The sequence below is a fragment of the Exiguobacterium alkaliphilum 12/1 genome (assembly GCF_000714435.1).
GTDB lineage: Bacteria > Bacillota > Bacilli > Exiguobacteriales > Exiguobacteriaceae > Exiguobacterium > Exiguobacterium alkaliphilum.
On the sequence record NZ_JJMW01000060.1, the window covers coordinates 34,987 to 55,910 of the forward strand.

The following is a 20,924-nucleotide window of genomic DNA, read 5'->3' on the forward strand; positions in this document are numbered from 1 at the left end:
ATCAGCATGCATCTGATGTTCCCCCTTAGTCCATCAAGCATCCTGTTTCAGCGAAGATGCCCCATCGTTTCATTCCCCATGAGACGAGGCACATCTTTAGGTGTTCATCACAAGCCGATTCGTTCGTTTCCCCGACGGACGGGTCACATAACGCTTACGCCACTTTTGGTCCCCCGCCAAAAGTGGTTTTTTTGTGCGCAAAAAAAGCGGCCGCCTATGCGGTCGCTCACAGTCGTGCCAATAGTTTTCCTTTTTGCAACGTCGAGACGTACGCGCGCTTGGTAAACACGTCATACGCGTTCCCCCTTGCCGCGTCTAAGATGCCTTCATAGAGGAGCGCTGCCGCCTGTACCGGTTTCCGGCTCGCCGGTGGGTAGAGGTGATGTGTTTCCCTCGCCCGGGTATATAAGAATTCAGCTCGACGGGCGAGCGTCTCCCAGACGTCCATGAACGCAGGTGTCACTTTCCGGGCGAACAAGTCCGCCTCCGAGACGCCGAACTCAGCGAGTAGCGTTTGCGGGAGATAAATCCGGTCCCTGCTCAAGTCTTCGCCGACGTCACGCAAGATGTTCGTCAACTGCATGGCGATGCCGAGATCGATTGCGCCTTGCCTCAGGCTCGCCTTCTCGGTCGCGTCCGGCTCTGGTACGAGAATCGGCAACAGCATTAAGCCGACCGTGCTGGCCGCATAATAGCTGTATTGTTCCGTCTCCTCGAGCGTCGCGTACCGTGACTTATGTAAATCCCATTTCATCCCTTCGGCCAACTCGAAGAAGGGCGCGACGTCCATGTCATAACGGCCCCACACATCACGGAGCGCGACCCAAAGAGCCCCTTCGACGTCTTCGTTCGCCAAAAAGCGATTAAAGTCATGCAAAAACTCCGTCAGGCTCGCTTCCGGTCGGTCGGATTCGTCGACGGCGTCGTCGAGCAGACGGCAAAACGTATAGACGGCCGCGACCGCCTGACGGTCCGGCTTGGAGAGCAAAGAGAAGGCCCGATAAAACGTCAACGAGCCTTTCTTCATGATTTCCTCACATTGACGATACGCTTCTTGTGTCGTCATAGAATGCCTCCATTTCTTCTTCCATTCTTTTCACGAGTAGTTCGGACCCAATCATCACGATCGGGACACCACCGCACGGGTGTACCGAGGCGCCGACGGCGAAGAGCCGTTCGATGTGCGCATATGGTCGGGCTTGCGGTTTGAACGCCGCCGACTGCGAGAGTTTCGGCGCGATGCCGAAGCTGCCGCCTTCAAAGAGACCGAATCGCTCCGCGTCCATCGGCGTCCGAAGTTTCATCTCGGTGACACGCTCACTGAAGCCCGGTACGAGCGTCTCAAGCCGGCCGACGAGGTGATCGATCGTCCCGTTCGCCTCGAAATCAGAGCGCTCGAGCTTTCGCGGCACCGGTACGAGGACGTAGAGCACACTTGTGCCTTCGGGTGCGAGCGTTCGGTCGACCCGGGACGGATTGAACGTGTACATCGCCGGGTACTCGCTCAGTTTACCATCTTCAAAGATGGTTCGCATCGATCCGGCAAAATCGTTCGGCAAGTCAAACTGATGCACCGGCAACTCAATCTCACCGTTGACGGTGAAGTACAAGAGAAGCGTCGCGCTCGATGGCTCGTATGCTTTCGGTTTGACGCCATCGATGAGTCGCTCCATGAGCGGGAAGTCCCCGTTCACGACGACCGCATCGTGCGGATGGGTGACGCCGTCGACGACGACGGCGTTCGCCCGTCCGTTCTCGACACGAACACGTTCGACACGCGCGTTCAGGTTGAACTGAACACCGCGACGTCTCAGCTCTTGTTCTAGTTTCGTCGCGAGTGAGAAATATCCTCCTTTGACGTACCAGACCCCTTCTTCTTGCTCACGGTATGGGATGAGACCGTAAAGCGACGGCGTCGCATACGGGTTACCGCCGATATAGAGCGTCTGCAGACTATAGGCGACGCGCAGACGCTCGTCTTTGAAGAATCGTTTCATGTTCTCATGTGCCGTCTCATACGCCTTCAGGCGCATGAGGAGGAGCAACAGCTTCGGTTCGAACAAATCCGACTTTGCTTTATAGCCACGGTCTAAGAACGACTCAAAGCCGATTTGATACTCGTCGCGCTTTTGGGTCATATACCCGCGGAAAGCATCCCCTTCCCCGAACATGCGCTCCACTTCTTCCGCTTGCCGCTCGATGTCGCGGTACTTGTAGAACGCCGTCCCGTCTTCATAACGGAGGCGATAGAGCGGGTCGATTTCGAGCAGCTCAACTTCCGTCTCGGGAAGACCCGCCTGTTTCAATTGCTGTTTCAGTTTCGACGGCAACAACACGATCGTCGGGCCTTCATCGACACGGGCGCCGTTGTCGAACTCGACATAGTTGAGACGTCCACCGACGCGCGCTTCCTTCTCATAAATCGTGACCTGCAACGATGGGTATTTATGCGTCAATAAGAGCGCCGCATACAAAGAGCCGATTCCGGCCCCGACGAATCCGATGTTCATTGGCCGACACCTGCCCGGTCGCGAAGCAAGTTCGTCGTGATGCGAGCCGATTCGAAGATGGTCGGCAGTCCGCTGCCCGGATGGGTGCCGCCGCCGACGAGCCAGACGTGGTCGAGTTCTTCAAACTGGTTGTGCGGACGGAAGTACATCATCTGTGACAAGTTATGGCCCAGATTGAACGTCGCCCCTTCATAGACGCCGAACGCCTCCCAGTCTTTCGGGGTGAGCGCTTGTTTCACTTCGATGTGGTCCCGGATGTCTTTATACGGGGAACGCGTCTCGAGCGCGTCGAGGACTCGTTCGGTCATCTTCGGCTCGAGCGTCTCCCACGGCAAATTCGATAAGTTGTTCGGTACCGGGACGAGCACGTAGAGTGAGGACTTGCCGGCTGGCGCGAGCGTCGGGTCGATCTTCGAGGCGTTTTGCACGTAGAACGAGAAGTCGTCGCTCAACTTCAAGTCTTTTGTCATCTCTTTGACGTTTTGCTCGTAATCGTCAGCGAAATGAATCGTATGGTGGCCGACGTCATACAAGCGGTCGAGCCCGAGATAGAGCATGAACGTTGAGCACGAGTAGCGTTTCTTCTGCAACTGCTCGGGGCTCCAACGCGATAACGTGCCGTTCGGGACGAGCGATGTCATCGCGTGGGCGAAGTCGGCCCCGATAATCACTTCATCAAACGAGTAGTGGACGTTGTTCGCGACGAGCCCGTTCACACTCTTCCCATCGAGCAACAACCGGTCGACCCCTTCACCGAGACGAATCGACCCGCCTTCTTCCTCGATGACGCGCGCCATCGCCGTACATAACTGGTTCACGCCGCCAATCGGATGATGGACGCCGTATGCGTGTTCCATATAGGACAAAATCGAGAATCCGCCCGGACATTCCCAAGCCGACATGCCGAGATATTTCGCTTGGAATGTGAACGCATATTTCAGCTCTTCGCTCGTGAAGTATTCCGATAACACGTCATAGAGCGATTTACCGATCGAGAGGAACGGCAACGCCTTCAAGACACGAAGCGACACGTAATCGGTCAAACTGTCGTGCGCCGTCTGAAGCACCGGCATCAGCTTCGACAGCTTGATCGCTTGCTCCGACATGAATCGCTCATACCCTTCCCCGTTGCCCGGGAACTGTGCCTCAATCGCCTCGAACATCTCGTCACGGTCCGTCGTCATCGACAAGACGCGACGGCCACGGTCGAAGTATAGATCGTACATCGGCTCGAGCCGTTTCATCTCGACGTAATCGTGCAAGTTCCGTCCCGTCTCTTCAAAAATCTCTTCTAGAATATATGGCATATTCAAAAAAGTCGGGCCACGATCGAACGCGAACTCCCCGACTTGTAGACGTGACGTCCGTCCACCGACGAACGGCTGTTTCTCGAACACGGTGACAGAGACGCCACGGCTCGCCAAAATCATGGCTGCGGCGAGCCCTCCTGGTCCGGCACCGATGACTGCAACTCTTTTTTCCGACACGTTGAACAACTCCCTATGTGAATAGTCTCTTATGCTTCTACTCCATTATAGAAACGAGTCGAGACAAGTTCAAATCTGAATCGGCTCGCCGTGTGTAGTCTATGTCAGTCGCCACGTTCGGCGATGACGATATACCAAGACCCTTCTGGGATGAACGGGATGAAGCGGACGTTCCCGAAGCCGCTTTGTTCCATTTGACGACGGAGGGCGCGAATCGTAGGAAGTGGATATAAATTATCGTGGAGCGTCATGAACGCGTTGAACGCCGAGGCGAAGCGTGCGCCGAGCGGGGTCTCCGCGAGCGGCGTGACGAGGACGGCGACGCCACGCTCATCTAGATTCTCGAGCATGCGTCCGAGTAGCTTCGTCCGTTCGTCCGGCGAGAAGTAATAGAGCATGTTGTTCATCATGACGGCATCGAACCGTTCATCATGGTCCCATTCCATGAAGTCGGCCACTTCGTAACGAATCTCACCCGTCTCATCTTTCTCCCGTGCCTCTTCGATGACGTCTTCCTCCAAATCGATCCCCGTCAATTTCCAGTCCGGCTCGAGGTCATGCAGTTTACGCAAATAGCCACCGTGGCCGCAACCGATGTCGAGCATCGTCTTGACGTCTGCCTGACGCAAGAGTTGCTGCACGATCGGGAAGGCGACCGTCTCGACGAGCGTCGACGTCTGGGCGACGACTTGGCCGTGCGTGGCCCCGTCGAACGTCTTCTGTTTCCCCGACTCTAAAAACTCCGGATAGGCGATGAGCGCCGGAATGTGAAGTTCCATCATCTCTTGCAACATGAAGCCGATACTACGCTCATCTTCATGCGATAATTGATACTTCAAGCTACGCGTTGGATAGTAGCGCCATCCTCGCTTTTTCAAGTGTCGAACGGCGACACCGACATCAAGCCAGCGCTCGAGCGCGAGTTTCGTCAGCGGCCGCTTCAATCGAAGCGTCATTTCCGCGTAGCTGGCCCCGCCTTGGAGCGCATCAAATAAACCGTACTTATAACCAATATAGCCATGCCATAACGGCAGGAACGACTCGGTTTGTTTCATCCATCTCCGCGCATGAAGCACGCGCGACCATTCATTCATCTGTTGATCCATCGTTTCACCTCATCATCGTTATCACTGATTTTTGTATTTTCCCCTAATAATTTGAGGACAAACAAAAAAATCCCACTTCAATGTGTGAAGTGGGATCCGGCTCAAATGAAGTTGCTGAAAAACGATTGGCCGTACGGAAGCGCGTAACCGATGAAGATTGTCACGAGCGACAAGACAGCGAAACCGCCAAGCATGGCGCTGGCCGGCTTTTGTTTCTTCATGCGGATGAGCGCCACCTCGCCGAAGATGAGCGTCAAGAGTCCGACCGTGATTTTCACGTGGTAGAACATCCCTCCGCTGTTCAATTGTAAGTACAAATAAAGTCCCGTCCCGAACGCGACGAGAAGCATGAGGCGAAACGCCATATGCGCGATTTTGCCGCTCTTGTTCCCGTTCTTGTAGCCGACGTACGCGACGGCGAACAAGACGAGGAGTAAAATCCAGCTTGTCACGTGCGTATGCAGGAATGCAGTCAATGGCATTCATTTATCCCCCTTTCATCATATACAATCCTTATTGTACACGAATAAACCTGTGACCGGTCAAGCGAGAGCAAAAAAAGAGAGGGACACCCGGCTTCGGGCACCCCTCTTTCCTTTATACGGTCGTCGGTGTCTCTTCGCGAACAGCATGCTCATAGCTCGGGATGACGACGGTGAACGTCGACCCTTGATGCTGCACGGACTCGACATGGATTTGACCGGCATGGCCTCGGACGATTTCCTGACAAATCGGGAGTCCAAGACCCGTACCGCCAATCTCACGGCTGTCCGAGTTGTCGACGCGATAGAACTTGTCGAAGAGGCGGTCGAGCGCTTCGCTCGGGATTCCGATCCCTTCGTCCTTCACTTTAATCGACACGGACTGGTCGTGGTGGGCCAATTCGACCGTGATTTTACCGCCGTGCGGTGAATATTTCACTGCATTCGACAGCAAATTACTCATCAGCTGCTTAAACTTCTGACAGTCAGCATACAGCTCATACGGACGGTCGTCGGATGTGATGAGCTCGAACTGGTGCTTCAACGATGAGGCCTCATAGAACGTCATCATGTCGCGGATGACCGGCTCGACGTCGAGTTGTTCGCGGTCATACATTTGACTGCCCGCTTCCATCCGCTGCACGTCGAGGAAGTCGTTGACGAGATGCGTCAGGCGCTCCGTCTCGGCATGAATCGTCTCCAAATACTTCGCCTGTTTCTCGTTTGGCAGCTGTTTCTTGACCATGAGCTCGGTGAACCCATAAATCGAAGAGAGCGGCGTGCGCAACTCGTGCGAGATCGTCGAGATGAACTCGCTCTTCAACCGTTCGGCCTCCGTCTCGCTCGTGATGTCACGGAAGACGAGGAGCGTCCCTTTCGAGATGCCGCCGACGATGATCCGTTCGGCGTACATCTGTAGGTTCATCTCGCCTTTACGGATCGAGAAGCTGACGCTGTCATGCGGGAAGTCGTCAGTGAAAAGTCGTTCCGTATATTTCAGGAAATCGTCTTCTTGGTCGACCGTCGTCGAAATCGTCTCGCGCCACTCGTTCCAAGACAGCTCGGCGAGTTCGTTCGATGTGATCTCGTCGAGTTCCGGGAACATTTCATAGAGCGGACGGTTGACGAAGACGTCGTCGGTCGCGTGCTCGACGTAAATGACGGCTTCGCGAATCGAATCGAGAATCCGCTCGGTCTTCCCTTTCTCACGGGTCATCTCTTCGAAGAGACGCATCCGGAGAAGCGAGAGCGACAGCTGACGCGCGAACGACATGATGTCGCCCATCTGCGTCTGGGTGAAACGGTCCTTATAGCGGACGAGATAGATGAACGCGATAATCGTATCGTCGGTCGGGTCGTGGACCGGGACCGCCGTCTCGTACATATAGTACGGATACGGGAGCGGATGGTCACTTGCGACTTGTTTCGACGAATGGACCGTCGTCCGGAGCGTCATCGCCCGGGTGAGGACCGAGTTCTCACTTTCAAGCAGCTGACGCGTGAGCGTCTCGTTTAGGCCGTGGCTCGTCACTGAATACGAGCCGGCCTCGTCGACGAAGACGAGTGCCCCGACTTCCGAGTCTGTGATCGCGACGAGTTTCTCGATAATCTCTGGATACGCCGTCAACGAGTCGCGGGCTGCGAGCGTCTCCGTCAACTCGTTCCGGTACGCCAAATGTTGCTCGTTCTGTTGCGTCTGCTCGAGAATCTCTTCGAGTTCTTGTTGTTGCGCTTGCAACTCTTCTTGCTGGGCAATCAGTTCTTCTTGTTGCGCCTGAAGCTCGTGATTCTTCTCAATCAAGTGGCGCTCATTGTCACGAAGCGTCTCGGCCATCTTGTTGAACGAGCGAGACATCGTCCCGATTTCGTCTTCGCGGACCATCTGATCGCTCAAATCGACGATCTCACCCTTCAAGAGGCGGTCCGATGCGACCGAGAGGCGTGAAATTAGACGCGACTGGCGACGCAAGAACGGTTGGACGAACAAAAGGATCAGGATGGCGAACGACACGATGCTTGCAATCCATAAGAACTGCAAAATGTTATTGTTTTGCCGCCATTCGGTATATACTTTCTCTTTTTCGCTGCCCATGAGCCCTTTGTAGTCCGTGAGCGACGTCTCGATTTGTTGAATCGGACCGAGCGTGTCGATGCCGCGCTCCGGACTAAACTGGACGACACCTTGCTCAATCAAACGCTGGGCCGTCGGGAGCGACGCGACCGTCTCCGGGTCGATGAACGTCTCGATGACCTCACCTTCGCTCCGCGACTCCCCGTATTCGAGCGTGACCGGTAAAATCACATCAAAATAAAAGTCATGGAAATTTTGCAGGTCGTCCGCAAAAATCTCGCCTTGCCGCGTCTGGACGACGCTCTTGAACCAATTGATTTCTTGTTGGAACTCATTTTCTTTCGAGCGGGCCCGATCGAGCGCCGCCGTATCGCCGAACAACAAATAGCCGCGCGAATCGTACTGCGCCCCTTGCCACTCGTCCCAAAGCGTGTTCAATCGGCTGATGCGCTCGTCGACCTCACGAAGGCGCGCCTCGTTCGCTTCGAGACGATTCTCGACGTACCAGTAAGCGATGCCAGACCCAATTAAAGCAACCGCTAAAAATGTATAGAGGACGACCATGATGTCACGGCCGAGCTTTTGCTTAAACCATCTGTTCAATTCACGATGCCTCCTATAATTTTGACGAGTTCGAGCGGACTGAACGGTTTCGAGATGAAGTAGTCGACACCAATCTCGTTCGCGCAATCACGGTCAGATTGTTGACTCTTCGCCGTCAACATCATCACTTTCGTATGTTGACGTCCCGGTAATTTTCGGACCTTCTCGATGACTTCTAGGCCGGTCATGCCGGGCATCATATGGTCAACGATAACGAGATCGTATTCATTCTGTTCAATCAAACGGTATGCTTCGAGGCCGTCTGGTGCCTCATCGATGTCGTAGCCTTCATCTTCTAACGTATCTAAAACGAGCATGCGTAATACTTCTTCATCTTCTGCGAGTAGGATTTTTACCATGACGATTCCTCCATTTTCATTCCATTTCATTATTTTACCGGATTTATTTCATAATCACAAAACAAAAGGTGCACGGTTTATAACCGTACACCTGAAAACAATTCCCGTCTATATTATATTGAAACAACGTCTTGTAAATCGAGCGAGTAAATGACCGTCTGCCCGACCGTAATTCCCCAAATCGATTCGATGGCCTCGCGATAAAGCGAGAGTTGAACCGTATAGCGTTCGCGCAACATCTGTCTCGCCGCCTCATCCGAGTCCGTCAAGTAGAGCACCGAGTCGGATTTATAGTCGAGAAGCACATACGTCTCGCCGTCAAAGAAGAGGCAGTCGATAATCCCTTGGATGAGCACCCGTTCGTCCGTGAACGCACCGTCTGGATTGACGCGTTCGGCCGGCACGGCATACGTGAACGGCAACTCGCGCCACGCCTGATTTTTCGCTAACGCCTCGGTCAACGCCCGGCCGATCGGGGCGTCAAAAAATGTCTCGATATCTGCCATGGCGAGCCGGGCCGTCTTCGCTTCGACCGGGCTGAGCATCTGATGATTCTCGAGCCGGTCGATTTGGGGCGCGATCGGTTGTCTTGGGTCGAGCAGTTGGAACAACAAGTGAAGCGTCGTCCCGCGCTCGGCACCGGTCTGGTCCGTCTGTTTCCACTTCGGTTCCCGATACGGCGTGTCCGTCGCCCGGAACGTCTCTTCAAACGCCGCCGTTTCCAGTTGCATCGCCCGTTTCAGTTCGGTGACGGTCTGTTTGGCGGCCGTCTCCGTCGCGGCCTGGGCCGGATACGTGTAAGCGAACGCCCGTCGAACCGCCTCCGTCACTTCTTGCTCACGTTTGACGGGGAAGTCGATCGCTTCGAACTGTTTGACGTGATGGAGCTGCGCCATCATCTCTTGGAGCGCGGCCACTTCGGCCAAATCGTCTTCGGCGATGATACGGTACGTCCAGCGCGTCGCCTCTGGCATCCCGCGAAAGACCGGGAGGCCGTTTCGTTCAAGGAACGGGGCGGCGCCCTCGAGTTTGAGAAGTGCCGGCGCGACCCAATCCAAATACGTCTTGGCGTCACGTCTTGCCTCGGCCGATAACGCCTCGCCATGACTCTCGACGTGTAGCCAATCGTGCACTTGCTTCATCGGGTCGGCGACGGTGCCGACTAAAATCAATTTTTCTTTCGCCCGGGTCAACGCGACGTACAAGACGCGCATCTCTTCGGCTTTCATCGTCTTGTCGAGGTCTCGGCGAATCATCTCTTTGACGAACGTCTCGGTGCGTGTCCGCGTGATGACGTCGATCGCATCCAAGGAGATGCCGTACCGTTTATGGAAGATGACCCGTTGCATTTGATCACGCTTGTTGAACTGCTTGCCGAGCTGGGCGACGATTGTCACCGGGAATTCAAGCCCTTTCGATTTATGGACCGTCATGATGCGGACGACGTTCTCTTCTTCCCCGAGCGACCTGGCTTCCGACAAGTCCTCCCCGTTATCCTGCAATCGATCCATCACACGTAAGAACCGATACAGCCCCCGATACCCGCTCCGCTCGTAGGAGAGCGCTCGGTCATAGAGTGCCTTCAAGTTCTCTTGGCGACCTTTCCCACCCGGCAGACCGCCGGCAAAATCATAAAACCCGGTATCGTTGAACACTTGTTGAATCAGTTCAGACAGGCTGTGGTTGCGGGCGAACGTTCGCCACATCGAGAGTCGGTCGAGCACCTCACCGCACTTCAAGCCGAGCTCATCCTCATCGTCCGCCTTCATCTTCAAAGCGTCATAGAACGACTCCTCCGACTCGAGGCGAATCTTGGCGAGCTCTTCGTCCGTGAAACCGAACATCGGAGAACGGAGTGCCCCAGCGAGAGGGATGTCTTGGAGCGGGTTGTCAATCAGTTTCAAGACAGACAACATCATCCGAATCTCCGTCGCCTGGAAGTAGCCGCCGTCCGAGTCGGTGTACGCCGGGATATTGTATTGGGTCAAGATATCCATCAACTGTTCGACTCGTTCTTTCTTCGATCGGACGAGAATGACGATATCCCGATATTCACATGAGCGGAGTAACCCGGTCTCTTCATCGGTCACTTTGAACGGTTCGTCGCCTGAGACGAGCTCTAAAATGCGTGTCGCGATCGCTCGACCTTCAAGTTCTTGCTTCGACAACTCGTGGCTCTGTCCGTTGACGAGCACGAGCTCCGGACTCGCCTCGAGCGGCTCGTAGTCGCGGCCTGGCACGAGACGGGCCGCCTCGTCGTATGCGATTTCTCCGACTTCCTCGTCCATCAACTGAATGAACAAATCGTTGATGCCGTGGAGCACTTCGGCCCGGCTGCGGAAATTTTGTGACAAGTCGATGCGCTGGCCCGCCTCCGTTCGTTTGAATCGCGTCGCCTTGTCGATGAAGAGGCCTGGCTCGGCGTGACGGAAGCGATAGATCGACTGCTTGATATCGCCGACCATGAACAGGTTGCCGACTTGTTCGTCTTCTTGACTGACCAGACCGATAATCGTCTCCTGAATCTCGTTCGTATCTTGGTACTCATCGATGAGCACCTCGACGAACCGTTGTTTATAGAGCGAAGCGACTGAGGACGGCGCGTCCCCTTCTCGCAAGATGGCGAGGGCGTAATGTTCAAGGTCACTGAAGTCGACGAACGCCCGGTCGCGCTTCGCCTGCTCGTAAGCGACGGCGAACGTCCGGACCGTCCCGACGAGCGTCTCGACGAGCGGACGTTGCGCCGCGAGGGCCTCGAGATGGTCGGCCCCGCTCACGCTCGCCTCCGTGAGCGCATCCGTCAATTTTTTCTTCGCCTGATCGTACGCGGGTTTTAACACGTTATGATAGATGGCATGCTCGTCTACCCGTTTGACCGACTTCATCGTGCCAAACTTGACGGCCCGTGCCGCCGTCTCGAGCTCGCTCCATTTCAACGTCTCCGCCTCGATTCGTTCGAACGGGGCAATCGCGGCGAGCACGTTCTCAGCTTGGGCCTCGTAACCGGCAAGACGAAGCTCGATGCCGACACGTCGGAGCTGCCGAAGCGCCCGTTCGATATCGGTGAACAACACACGGCCGAACTCGATTAAGAGCGGCTCTTCGTCCGGGTCGCTGTCCATCTGATAGAGCGAAACGAGTTCATCCAAGTACGCCTCCGGGTCCGGGAGCGTCCGGGCATAGTGATACAATCCGAGGATGAGCTCTTCAAGCTCATTGTCGCCCCGGTCTGACGTATAGGCGTCGACAAGGGCGAAGAAGCCGCTGTCTTGTTTCCCGTATTCTTCTTCAAGGACGTCTTCGAGGACGTCGTCTTGAAGGAGCACCAAATCTCGTTCCTCGGCGATTTTAAACGCCGGGTCGAGGTCGAGCAAATAATAGTTCTCCCGAATCACTTCTAAGCAAAACGAGTGAATCGTCGTGATGAGCGCCCGGTTGAGCATTTGACGTTGCCGCCGGACGTAGTCGTTATCCGGGTCATCACGAAGTGCCCCGTCGAGCGCTTTGGCGATTCGCCGTTTCATCTCTGCCGCTGCCGCGTTCGTGAACGTGACGACGAGCATGCGGTCGGCCGTCAAGTCGTCGTTTTCATCGAGCAGTCGGCTCGCGAGCCGTTCGACGAGGACGGCCGTCTTCCCGGAACCGGCCGCTGCCGAGACGAGCACGTGTGAATCTCTCGCGTCGATGGCGGCTTGTTGGTCATTCGTCCACTTCATCGGCGTCACCTCCTAATCTTGATAGCACATCGTTTTTCTCTAGCTTCTTCAACTGTCGCGGCTCATTGGCGAGCGCCTCGTCAAAATGACAGACGCTCTGATACGGACACGTCTGGCACGGACGGCGCTCCTTGTACTCGTACGGCTCGACACCGATTGTGCCGTCATACATCGCCTCGGCGCTCGCCTCGGCTATATCAATGGCGTGGTCCATCAACTGTTCGAGTTGCGGTGGCGTGACGACTTTCTTCACCGTGTTCGCATCAATCGTCCCGTCTTTCTTATATTTGACCGGGATGACGATCGATTTTTTCGCTTCCGCCTTCGCCGTCCGGTCCATCATGTCGAGCACTTCCGGGTCGTCGACGAGCAGCCCTTGCATCTGATACGACTCGAGCACTTTACGCGCCGTGTCAGCCTCCGTCCCGCCCGGTGTGACGAGCGGCCGGTGGACGTGGAAATAGAGCGCCGCTGCTGGTGCGACGTTCTCTTTCGTCCAGGCATCGGCCTGCTCAATCAACACTTTCAAATAGATGAGCATCTGCATGGCGAGACCGTAATAAATCTCAGCGAAATCGATATCGCGCTTGCTCGACTTGTAGTCGACGATCCGGACGTAAAGCTGGTCATGGACCTGTGCCGTGTCGACCCGGTCGATGCGGCCGACGAGTTCACACGTCGCCCCGTTGCTGAGCGTGAACGAGACGGGCGGGAAGTTGCCGCTGCCGAATGCGAGCTCGAACGCTACGGGATCGAACCCGTCTCGTTTCGACTGTTCAATCAACACTTCGGCCGTCTTCGTGACGACGTCGGTCAATTTCTTCTTCAAATATCCATAGCGGTTCGAGCTCATTAAAATCGCATGCTGAATCTCCGGGGTGACGAGTTCGACGGCAGACTCGGCGAGTGTCACGCACTCGGCTTGATCGACGTCGCGCCACTCCTTCCCGTCCATCTTCACGGTTTGAGACATGTGTTCGATCGTTCGATGGTACAAGTTCCCGATATCCGGTGCCTCGAGCCGATACAAGCGGCGCTCCCTGAGGCGAAGCCCGTAACTCGCGAAGTGGCGGAACGGGCACGCCTGGAACGTCTCGAGTCGGGACACGCTCGCCCGAATCGAGTTCGTGTAAAGTGACTTGGCCACGTCTTTTGAGAGCGGCTCCGGTACGTTCTGATAAAACAAGGCGCTCGTCAACAGACGGATGCGCGCGCGTCCTTCCGGATGCTTGAGTAGCTCGTTATAAACAGCGAACCATGTGTCTTGAATCGGATAGTGTCGGCTGAGGCGTTGCAACTCGAGTGCGGTCACGGCCGCCGTCTGGTTGACGTTCGTGATGAAGCGAAGTTGATCGGCCGGACGATGCTCACCGGCCTCGGCGAAGTGTGTCTTGACGACGGCGCCATTCAACAGGCGCGTCTTGATGTCGGCGACGAACCCAGCCGGCTGAATCGCCTTCCCGCTCCGGTCGACTAGCGCATAGCTGACGTACAACCGATGACTCGGTGCCGTCAGCGCTTTATAGACGTAATACGTCTCATCGTCAAACAGATGCTCGGTCGCTTTTCCGGCCCGTACGCCATGCTCATGCATGAAGTCGAGATCGTGGTCGGTCAACAGTTTCGACTGCGTCGCGACGAGCGGGATTTGGTCCTCGTTCGCCCCGAGTAAAAAGATGACTTTCTTATCGATGAGACGCCCCCGGACATAATCCGTCACCGTCAATTGATCGAGCGACGGAGGCACGAGGGCATAACGCAGACTATCGAGTCCGGTGTCCATCATCTGCAAGAACAGTTCCGTCGAGAGCGTCTCTTCCGGCGCGGCCGCCTCGAGCTGTTCAAGTAAGTGCAACACCGCGTCCCAAACTTGCGTATGCTCGCGGGCCTCGAGCAATCGGGCGTCCTCGAGCGCCTCGTCGCGCCAATACGATAGACAAGCGGCGACATCGATTCGCTCCAGAAAGTGATAGATGGCATGCGTGTATGCCTGCATCGTCTTGGCCGCCTTCAAGTCAGCCAGGAGCGGGTCGAACGTGTCGACGACGGTCTGGCGATAACGGTTGAGCGCGGTCTCGAGATCGAGTTCTTCCCCGGTAAGCTTCGCTTCGTCCTCAGCCCGGCGCTTCAATTGCCACTCGTCGTGCCAATGGTAATGCTTGATGCCGCGTTCGATGACGAACGCCTCGAGTCGATCGACCGACGTGCGGCGATGCTCGGCGTCGAGTAAGACGAGCTCCGTCTTGAGCGCGCGGAACACCGGCTCTTCCCGATAGCCGCGGAGGGCAATGTCGACGGTCGCCTTCAACAGTTCGACCACGGGATGGTCGAGCATCGGTTGCCGCTCATCGAGAAAGAACGGCAATGCCGCTTTCTGCAGGGCCTGTGATGCCAAGTCCCCATACGCTTCAAGCGAACGCGAGACGAAGGCGATATCTCGATAGCGGTACCCGTCTTCGCGGACGAGCCGCATCACTTCACGGACAGCCGCCTCCACCTCGACCGTCCGATCGACGGCGGCCTCGAGCGAGACGTGGTTCGTTTCGCGCGTATAAGGTGCCGCGGTCATTTGGCCGAACGTCGCCTCGAGATAGGCGAGACTCGGATGCGTGAACCGCTTCGCGCCATCGTGCGGCACGTCTGTCGAGCTGATTCGTGACTCGGACAGTCGTTCTTTGAACCGCATGAGTGTCCGCTGCGTCGGACCGAAGAGCGGATTCGGCCGATAGAGCGTGTCCGGATCAATCGTCAATAAGACCGACAGCGGGGCTTTCTCGGCAATCGCGACGAGGACGGCGAGCTCTTGCTCGGAGAACTCGTTGAACCCGTCGACGTAAAACTGCGTGCCCGTCAAGTCAACCTCTGGTAACAGCTCGAGCATGACGTTGAAATAGTCTTCCGCATGGAGCGCCTTACCGGCCGTCATCGCCATGAACCCTTCATATAGAATCGATAAGTCTTGTAACTTTAACGCCCGATGCGGATCTTGCTCGCTCAAGCGGAGCAATTGTTCCGGGTCGACGAGCCCACGCTTCAACATCGTGATGAGCGTGTTCAACTCCTCATAAAACCCGTATTGGTTCATCGTCCGTCGGAACAGTGTCAGCCGCTCCTCGTTCATCTCGACGACGCGACGCAACAACAGATGCGTCCCCGTCTGATCCAAAAACTGTTCGGTCGAGATGCCGTGGTCACGCATGAGCAAGAACGCAAGGCGGCGCATCGATAACACTTGCACTCGGGTCGAACCCGTCAAGCCGTCCGTCATCGCCATCTTCCGTTCCATCTCAAATGACATTTGGTCCGGTACCAATAAGTAGATGGTCGGTCCGCTCGGGTCGCGTTTGAGTTCCTTGATGATGTGACGCATCATCGTTTCGCTCTTTCCGCTCCCGGAACGTCCGACATGAAAAGTGACCGTCATTTAGGCGAACACCCCTTCCCTTTTTTCTTTATTATGACGTATCGCTCCCGGTTTGTAGAGCGAAACCTCCGTTTCACCTAAGCAAAAAAAAGACTAACCCTTTCCTTTACCCATGCTCCATGAAAATCGATTAGACTAAAGGTATGAGGGGGATGGATGATGAGTGCATATGAACAATTTGGAGGCGAACGCGGCGTCAAACAACTCGTCGAGGCATTTTATGACCTCGTCTACGCCGATCCGGTCTTACTGCCGCTGTTTCCGGATGACAAAGAGCGGGTAAAACAACATCAGTTTGAGTTTCTGACTCAACTACTCGGCGGGCCGAAACTGTATACGGAACGACGTGGCGGTGGAAACTTGGCGATGATTCATCGGGACCACCCGATTTCGGAGACACACGCCGGGCATTGGCTCGGTTGCATGGAACAGGCGCTCAAGACGGTCGAGGCGCCCGAACCGATCAAACGACAGCTGTTCCATCGCTTGATTATGTCCTCGTCTAACGTCGTTCGCGTCTGCTCCCACCATTTTGAGTAGTCAGCTTCTCAAAAAGCGGGTATGATAGGAAAGTAAGTAAAGGAGGTCGTTGTCATGACAGAAGAAGAGAAAAAAGAAGCCGTTTCCTCTGAGGAAGAAACGGAAGAAGTCGAGCCTACGGCTGTCCTCGCCGATGCGCTCGATGAGGATGACGAAGAAGAGGATCAGCCTGAAGAAAAGAACATGGACCACATTAAAGGCGTGTTCAACTATATGCATGAGAACGGACGGGAATATCGTGTCGTCTTTTATAACGACCGAAAAAACCTCGTCTTCCGTGAACTCGGGAACGGAAAAGTCGAATTCGTGGGACGTTTCACGGATGAGTCGTATGACCAAGAGAACGAGGACGAAATGCGTGAACTCGGTGAAACCGAATTGAACCGAATTCTCGCCGACCGTCTCAAATAAAAAAATCGCCCCAGCCCGGGCGATTTTTTTATTTGTTCTTGTTTCGCTTTTTCTTCCGCAGCGCATAGACCGCACCGGCAATCCCACCGGCGACGGCGAGGCCGGCCATGACCGGGACGAGCACTTTCTTCGTCGGAATCATCTCACGCACGCGCTCATACGGCGTCGGCACCGACAGTTCGAATTGAACGGCCGCTTCGCCATGTCCATTCGCCCGTGCTTTACGCGCCGCATCGGTGATGACGACACGACTCGTCGTGTAGCGGCGGTTGCCATGCTCGTCCGTGAATGGGCGACGGACGCGTTTCACACCACGAACCGTCTTTCCACGCGCCGCATCCGGACGGACGACGCGCTCACTCGTCCACGCCCGTCCCCCTGTCGCACTATAAGCCGGGCGAATCGTCCGGCGATTTAACCATGTGTATGAATCATTCATCGTTGATTCCCTCCAATATTGTGAAGTCCTTCTCTTATTATACCCATAGAGCATCTCAAAAAAACATCTCTCCCGCTGCCGAAACAGCCGACAGACAAAAGACCGGCACGGCGGCCGGTCTCAAGTCATTCCGTGAACGGTTTGTCACGGTGGCGACGTTTCGCCAAAATCAGGTAATACGCCGGCACGAGGACGAGCGTGAGAATCGTCGAGAACATGATTCCCGAGACAATCCCAATCGCGAGCGGCTTGAAGAGCGGATCACTACCGAGGGCGACCGGCAACAGGGCAACGACCGCCGTGAGCGCCGTCAACAAGATTGGACGAATCCGAGCCCGGCCGGCCTCATATACCGCCGTCGTGACCGCCATCCCTTGGCGAATGCCCTGCTCGATGAATTCGAACAAGACGACCGCATTCCGGACGACGATTCCGGCGAGCGAGACCATCCCCATCGAGGCCATGAAGCTAAACGGTGTCTGCGTCACGAATAGACCGACGACCGCGCCAGCGATGGCCAAGTAAATCGTGAACAAGACGAGTAGCGGCAAGGACAACGAGTTGAACTGGAACGCGATAATCAAGAAGATCAAGAACAAGACGACGACGAACAACGTCGCGAGTTCGAGGAAGAACTCGTTTTGCGTATCACTCGACCCGGTCTGGGCGAATGAGATGCCATCGTCAGTCAAGCCGGCTTGCGCGTCCTCAAGCACGCGATCGACGTCCGCTCTGAACGCTTCCTCGTCCATCCCTTCGGTCGGATAGATGCGAAGCGTCACGGTGCGTTCTCCGTTCTCCCGCGGGATTTGTTGAATTTGCTCGGTCGTCGTCTCATCGACGAACGTACTGAGCGGGGCGACCGGCGGACCGGCCTCCGTTTGCACCGGGACGAGAATGTCGTCTAGTGCGAGCGCCTCACGGTTCGCCTCAGCATCGATGACGATTTTGACGTCACGTTGCTCGACGCCGTCGTCGAACGTTCCGATTGGCACCCCGTCTGTGACGAGACGGATTTGATCACTGATCGTCTTCGCCGTCACACCGGCGGATGCCATCGCTTCACGGTCGAGCTCGTACGTGAGCGTCTGGAACGGCTCTTTGATGTCGTCGAGGACGAGCGCACCTTCTATCGCCTCGAGCTCGGCTTTCACCGTGTCGCGGGCTTCGACAAGCTGATCAATCGTCTCACCGCGCATCGTGAACTCGACCGGGGCCGAAGCCGGTGGTCCTTGCTGTTGCGTTTCTAAGAAAATCTCCGCGTCAGGATAATTTTCACGTAATTGTGTCGTGTAGCGGTCAATCAGTTGAATCGCGTCAATTTGATCGTTATCGACGCGGACGACGATCTGTCCTGTGTTTTCGCCTGACTGGTCTAGCCCACCCGTGAACAGACTCGGCAATCCACTTCCGGCGAAGACGGACGTCTCGACGACGCCGTCGACGTCTCGGAACTCGGCTTCCATCTGCCTCAAGCGACGTTCCGTCTCTTCAAGGTTCGTCTGGACCGGGAACGTGACGCTCGTGACGACTTCCGGGCGGTTCGCTGCCGGGAAGAACTCGAACGGCGTCAACAAGATGAGGCCGTAGAGCGCCGTCGTGAGGACGAAGCCGACGAGACCGAACGTCCATGGCCGTTTCGCGACGAGCGGGAGCAATTTATCTGCATAGAAGTTGCTCAACCGGTTAAGCGGTCCACCGAGCCAACCCGGCTCGCGTTTCGAGACGCGGACTTGCTTGCGGTTCAGCCAATATTGCGCGATCGGGACAAGCGTCAAGCTGATGACCATTGATGCGAGCACCGATAAAGCGAGCACGGTCGGCAGCGCCCGGATGAAGTTCCCGTTCGCGCCCGACAGTAACGTCAGCGGCAAGAAGGCGAAGACGACAGCGAGCGTCGACGTGACGATCGAGCCCCACACTTCCTTCGTCCCACGGACGGCCCCGAGCATCGCCGAGTCCCCTTTCCGGTATCGACGTAAAATATTGTCGTTGACGACGATGGCGTCATCGACGAGAATCCCGAGGGCGATAATCGCGCCGATAATCGAGATTTGGTTCAAATCGACCCCGGTGAAGCGGAGGGGAATCAACGCGAGCAAGAACGAGAGCGGGATCGCCAAGCTGACGATGAGCGAGCCCGTGAACGTCAAGCCGATCGTCGTCACGACGATGACCGCGATCATCGCGATCAAAAACTCGCGCGTGAGCGAGGAGAAGATCGCATCGACCGCTTCCGCCTGATCGGAGTACGTGACGAGCTCGACGCTGTCGAGGTTGCCGACTTCCGATGTGACGACTTCGTCGACCCGTTCCTGAAGCGTTGGAATGTCTTGACCTGGTTCAATCGTCACCGTGAACGAGACGGCCGGCTTCCCGTCAAGCGAGACGAGGTCGGTCACCGCTTTCGGTGCCTCCTCGACCGTACCGACGTCTGCGAGCAACACCGGCTCGCCTTCGAACGATCCGATGACGACTTGGTCCATGTCATTGACGTTCGTCAAGCTATCGATCGCAAGCTGATAGATGCCGTCTTCCGTCGATTGACGTCCGAGCGGCGTCGTCTTGTACTCTTCATTGATGGCTGTCAACACGTCTGGGAAGGCGAGTTGGCGTTCCCCGAGCGCTTCCGAATCGAGCGAGACGACGAACTCCGTTTCCGGGAGCCCTTTAACCGTCACGCCGGTAACGCCGGCCGTGCGGGACAGGCGTTCTTCTAACTGTTCGACGTTGCCTCGAATCGTCTCGAGTGATTCACGGTCATCCCCCGTCAACAAGTACGAGGCGACCGGAAGTTGACCGACCGAATCGTTCACGGTCGGCGGGAGCGCCTCATCCGGCAGACGCGACTGGGCATCCGACACGGCTTGGCGCACGTTCGCCTGAAGTTCGGACTTGTTCAAGCCGTCCTCGTATTCGACCGTGATGTTTGAGAACTCGGACGCCGAGAGGGAGGTCACGTTCTCCACCCCTTCGATGTTCCTTAATTCGTCCTCGAGCACACTCGTGACGTTCCGTTCGACCGCTTCAGCGGTCGCCCCTGGATACGGCGTCTGGACGAGCACGATGTTGATGCTCGTCTCCGGGATTTCACGCTTCGGCAGTTGGAAGAACGTGAGCACGCCGACGATGATTGCGACGAGTAAAAACACGATGACGAGTTTTCCTCGCTCAATCATTTGTTGAAAAAACATATGGACCCCTCGCTTTCAGATAATGTGCAAATACACATATGAACTATTCTTCTTCATCATAGAGGGGTTCCACATCGATTTCAATGCTTACGTTTGTTTCAATGTGCTGCCGTGAAACCGTTTTTGGAAAGCGTAGGAGATTTCGATGGAACGTTGCTTCTGACGCGAGACGGTATGGTCGGACACGTTCACTTGGACGGACTCGCCTGTCAAAAATTGAATGCGCGTGCCGTTCGCCCCCGGCTTGATGTCCGTGACATGCTGAAAGTTGATCCATGCGCAGTCCGGGCTCTCTTTCGCAATCGTCGGAAAGAAGACCGCGTCGGCATGCCAATCCATGACGACCGGTGTTTTCCGGTGCGGACCGAGCACGTGTCGCGCCGCCTCGATGCGCCCTTGGATGCTCGACCCATAATAGAGACAAGCGTGCTCGAGCAACTGCATCGGTGCCCCTTTCATCCGATGAATCCCGTCCGGCTGATAGACGAGCGTCTCGGCTTCCCCATACTCGTTAAACACCGGAATCAAAGCTCTTGTGTCATTCGTCAACTGCGTCATCTGTTCATCCTCCATACCGTTTAT

General features: G+C 55.9%; 14 protein-coding genes. 2 read left to right on the forward strand and 12 right to left on the reverse strand.

Annotated elements, in window-relative coordinates; all coding sequences use genetic code 11:
• Positions 1 to 226 precede the first annotated feature (226 nt).
• The 9 genes from RT52_RS12275 to addB all read right to left on the reverse strand — a co-directional run bounded on the left by RT52_RS12275 (position 227) and on the right by addB (position 15,758).
• Complete coding sequence (locus RT52_RS12275) at positions 227 to 1,066, reverse strand: phytoene/squalene synthase family protein (RefSeq protein WP_034817751.1); 840 nt, start codon at positions 1,064 to 1,066, stop codon at positions 227 to 229.
• Complete coding sequence (locus RT52_RS12280; RefSeq protein ID WP_034817752.1) at positions 1,035 to 2,510, reverse strand: phytoene desaturase family protein; 1,476 nt, start codon at positions 2,508 to 2,510, stop codon at positions 1,035 to 1,037. The genes RT52_RS12275 and RT52_RS12280 overlap by 32 nt, the downstream gene beginning before the upstream one ends.
• On the reverse strand, positions 2,507 to 4,030 hold the full coding sequence (locus tag RT52_RS12285) for a phytoene desaturase family protein (protein ID WP_152545886.1): 1,524 nt from the start codon (positions 4,028 to 4,030) through the stop codon (positions 2,507 to 2,509). The genes RT52_RS12280 and RT52_RS12285 overlap by 4 nt, the downstream gene beginning before the upstream one ends.
• A gap of 71 nt (positions 4,031 to 4,101) precedes the next feature.
• On the reverse strand, positions 4,102 to 5,103 hold the full coding sequence (locus RT52_RS12290; RefSeq protein ID WP_034817753.1) for a class I SAM-dependent methyltransferase: 1,002 nt from the start codon (positions 5,101 to 5,103) through the stop codon (positions 4,102 to 4,104).
• Between the two features lie 101 nt (positions 5,104 to 5,204).
• Entirely contained in the window at positions 5,205 to 5,585 is a 381-nt protein-coding gene (locus tag RT52_RS12295; protein ID WP_034817754.1) for a YisL family protein, read from the reverse strand.
• A gap of 115 nt (positions 5,586 to 5,700) precedes the next feature.
• Positions 5,701 to 8,259, reverse strand: a complete 2,559-nt coding sequence (locus RT52_RS12300; protein WP_034817755.1) for a sensor histidine kinase — start codon at positions 8,257 to 8,259, stop codon at positions 5,701 to 5,703.
• Positions 8,256 to 8,618, reverse strand: coding sequence for a response regulator (locus tag RT52_RS12305; RefSeq protein ID WP_021066686.1), 363 nt, complete (start codon positions 8,616 to 8,618; stop codon positions 8,256 to 8,258). The genes RT52_RS12300 and RT52_RS12305 overlap by 4 nt, the downstream gene beginning before the upstream one ends.
• A 113-nt stretch (positions 8,619 to 8,731) precedes the next feature.
• Positions 8,732 to 12,334, reverse strand: coding sequence for a helicase-exonuclease AddAB subunit AddA (addA, locus tag RT52_RS12310; protein ID WP_034817756.1), 3,603 nt, complete (start codon positions 12,332 to 12,334; stop codon positions 8,732 to 8,734).
• Positions 12,318 to 15,758: a helicase-exonuclease AddAB subunit AddB gene (addB, locus tag RT52_RS12315; RefSeq protein WP_034817757.1), complete on the reverse strand. Its 3,441-nt coding sequence runs from the start codon at positions 15,756 to 15,758 to the stop codon at positions 12,318 to 12,320. Before addB ends, addA begins: the two co-directional genes overlap by 17 nt.
• A gap of 159 nt (positions 15,759 to 15,917) precedes the next feature.
• On the opposite strand from addB, the gene RT52_RS12320 reads away from it, so the two are divergent.
• Positions 15,918 to 16,298: a truncated hemoglobin gene (locus RT52_RS12320; protein ID WP_051690362.1), complete on the forward strand. Its 381-nt coding sequence runs from the start codon at positions 15,918 to 15,920 to the stop codon at positions 16,296 to 16,298.
• Between the two features lie 54 nt (positions 16,299 to 16,352).
• Positions 16,353 to 16,709 carry a hypothetical protein gene (locus RT52_RS12325; protein WP_034817759.1) on the forward strand — a complete coding sequence of 119 codons (357 nt, stop codon included), beginning with the start codon at positions 16,353 to 16,355 and terminating at the stop codon, positions 16,707 to 16,709.
• Between the two features lie 28 nt (positions 16,710 to 16,737).
• Here RT52_RS12325 and RT52_RS12330 read toward each other — a convergent pair whose 3' ends face one another.
• The 3 genes from RT52_RS12330 to RT52_RS12340 form a co-directional block, all read right to left on the reverse strand.
• A complete protein-coding gene (locus RT52_RS12330; protein WP_034817761.1) occupies positions 16,738 to 17,148 on the reverse strand; it encodes a hypothetical protein in 411 nt (136 codons plus the stop codon).
• A gap of 125 nt (positions 17,149 to 17,273) precedes the next feature.
• Positions 17,274 to 20,342 carry an efflux RND transporter permease subunit gene (locus RT52_RS12335; protein ID WP_034817763.1) on the reverse strand — a complete coding sequence of 1,023 codons (3,069 nt, stop codon included), beginning with the start codon at positions 20,340 to 20,342 and terminating at the stop codon, positions 17,274 to 17,276.
• A gap of 87 nt (positions 20,343 to 20,429) precedes the next feature.
• Complete coding sequence (locus tag RT52_RS12340; protein WP_034807445.1) at positions 20,430 to 20,900, reverse strand: competence protein ComK; 471 nt, start codon at positions 20,898 to 20,900, stop codon at positions 20,430 to 20,432.
• Positions 20,901 to 20,924 lie beyond the last annotated feature (24 nt).

Bases quoted from the DNA above. Each gene is read 5' to 3' on its own strand.
- RT52_RS12275 (WP_034817751.1), bottom strand. From the start codon at position 1,066: ATGACGACACAAGAAGCGTATCGTCAATGTGAGGAAATCATGAAGAAA.
- RT52_RS12280 (WP_034817752.1), bottom strand. From the start codon at position 2,510: ATGAACATCGGATTCGTCGGGGCCGGAATCGGCTCTTTGTATGCGGCG.
- RT52_RS12290 (WP_034817753.1), bottom strand. From the start codon at position 5,103: ATGGATCAACAGATGAATGAATGGTCGCGCGTGCTTCATGCGCGGAGA.
- RT52_RS12295 (WP_034817754.1), bottom strand. From the start codon at position 5,585: ATGCCATTGACTGCATTCCTGCATACGCACGTGACAAGCTGGATTTTA.
- RT52_RS12305 (WP_021066686.1), bottom strand. From the start codon at position 8,618: ATGGTAAAAATCCTACTCGCAGAAGATGAAGAAGTATTACGCATGCTC.
- addA (WP_034817756.1), bottom strand. From the start codon at position 12,334: ATGAAGTGGACGAATGACCAACAAGCCGCCATCGACGCGAGAGATTCA.
- addB (WP_034817757.1), bottom strand. From the start codon at position 15,758: ATGACGGTCACTTTTCATGTCGGACGTTCCGGGAGCGGAAAGAGCGAA.
- RT52_RS12320 (WP_051690362.1), top strand. From the start codon at position 15,918: ATGAGTGCATATGAACAATTTGGAGGCGAACGCGGCGTCAAACAACTC.
- RT52_RS12325 (WP_034817759.1), top strand. From the start codon at position 16,353: ATGACAGAAGAAGAGAAAAAAGAAGCCGTTTCCTCTGAGGAAGAAACG.
- RT52_RS12330 (WP_034817761.1), bottom strand. From the start codon at position 17,148: ATGAATGATTCATACACATGGTTAAATCGCCGGACGATTCGCCCGGCT.
- RT52_RS12335 (WP_034817763.1), bottom strand. From the start codon at position 20,342: ATGTTTTTTCAACAAATGATTGAGCGAGGAAAACTCGTCATCGTGTTT.
- RT52_RS12340 (WP_034807445.1), bottom strand. From the start codon at position 20,900: ATGACGCAGTTGACGAATGACACAAGAGCTTTGATTCCGGTGTTTAAC.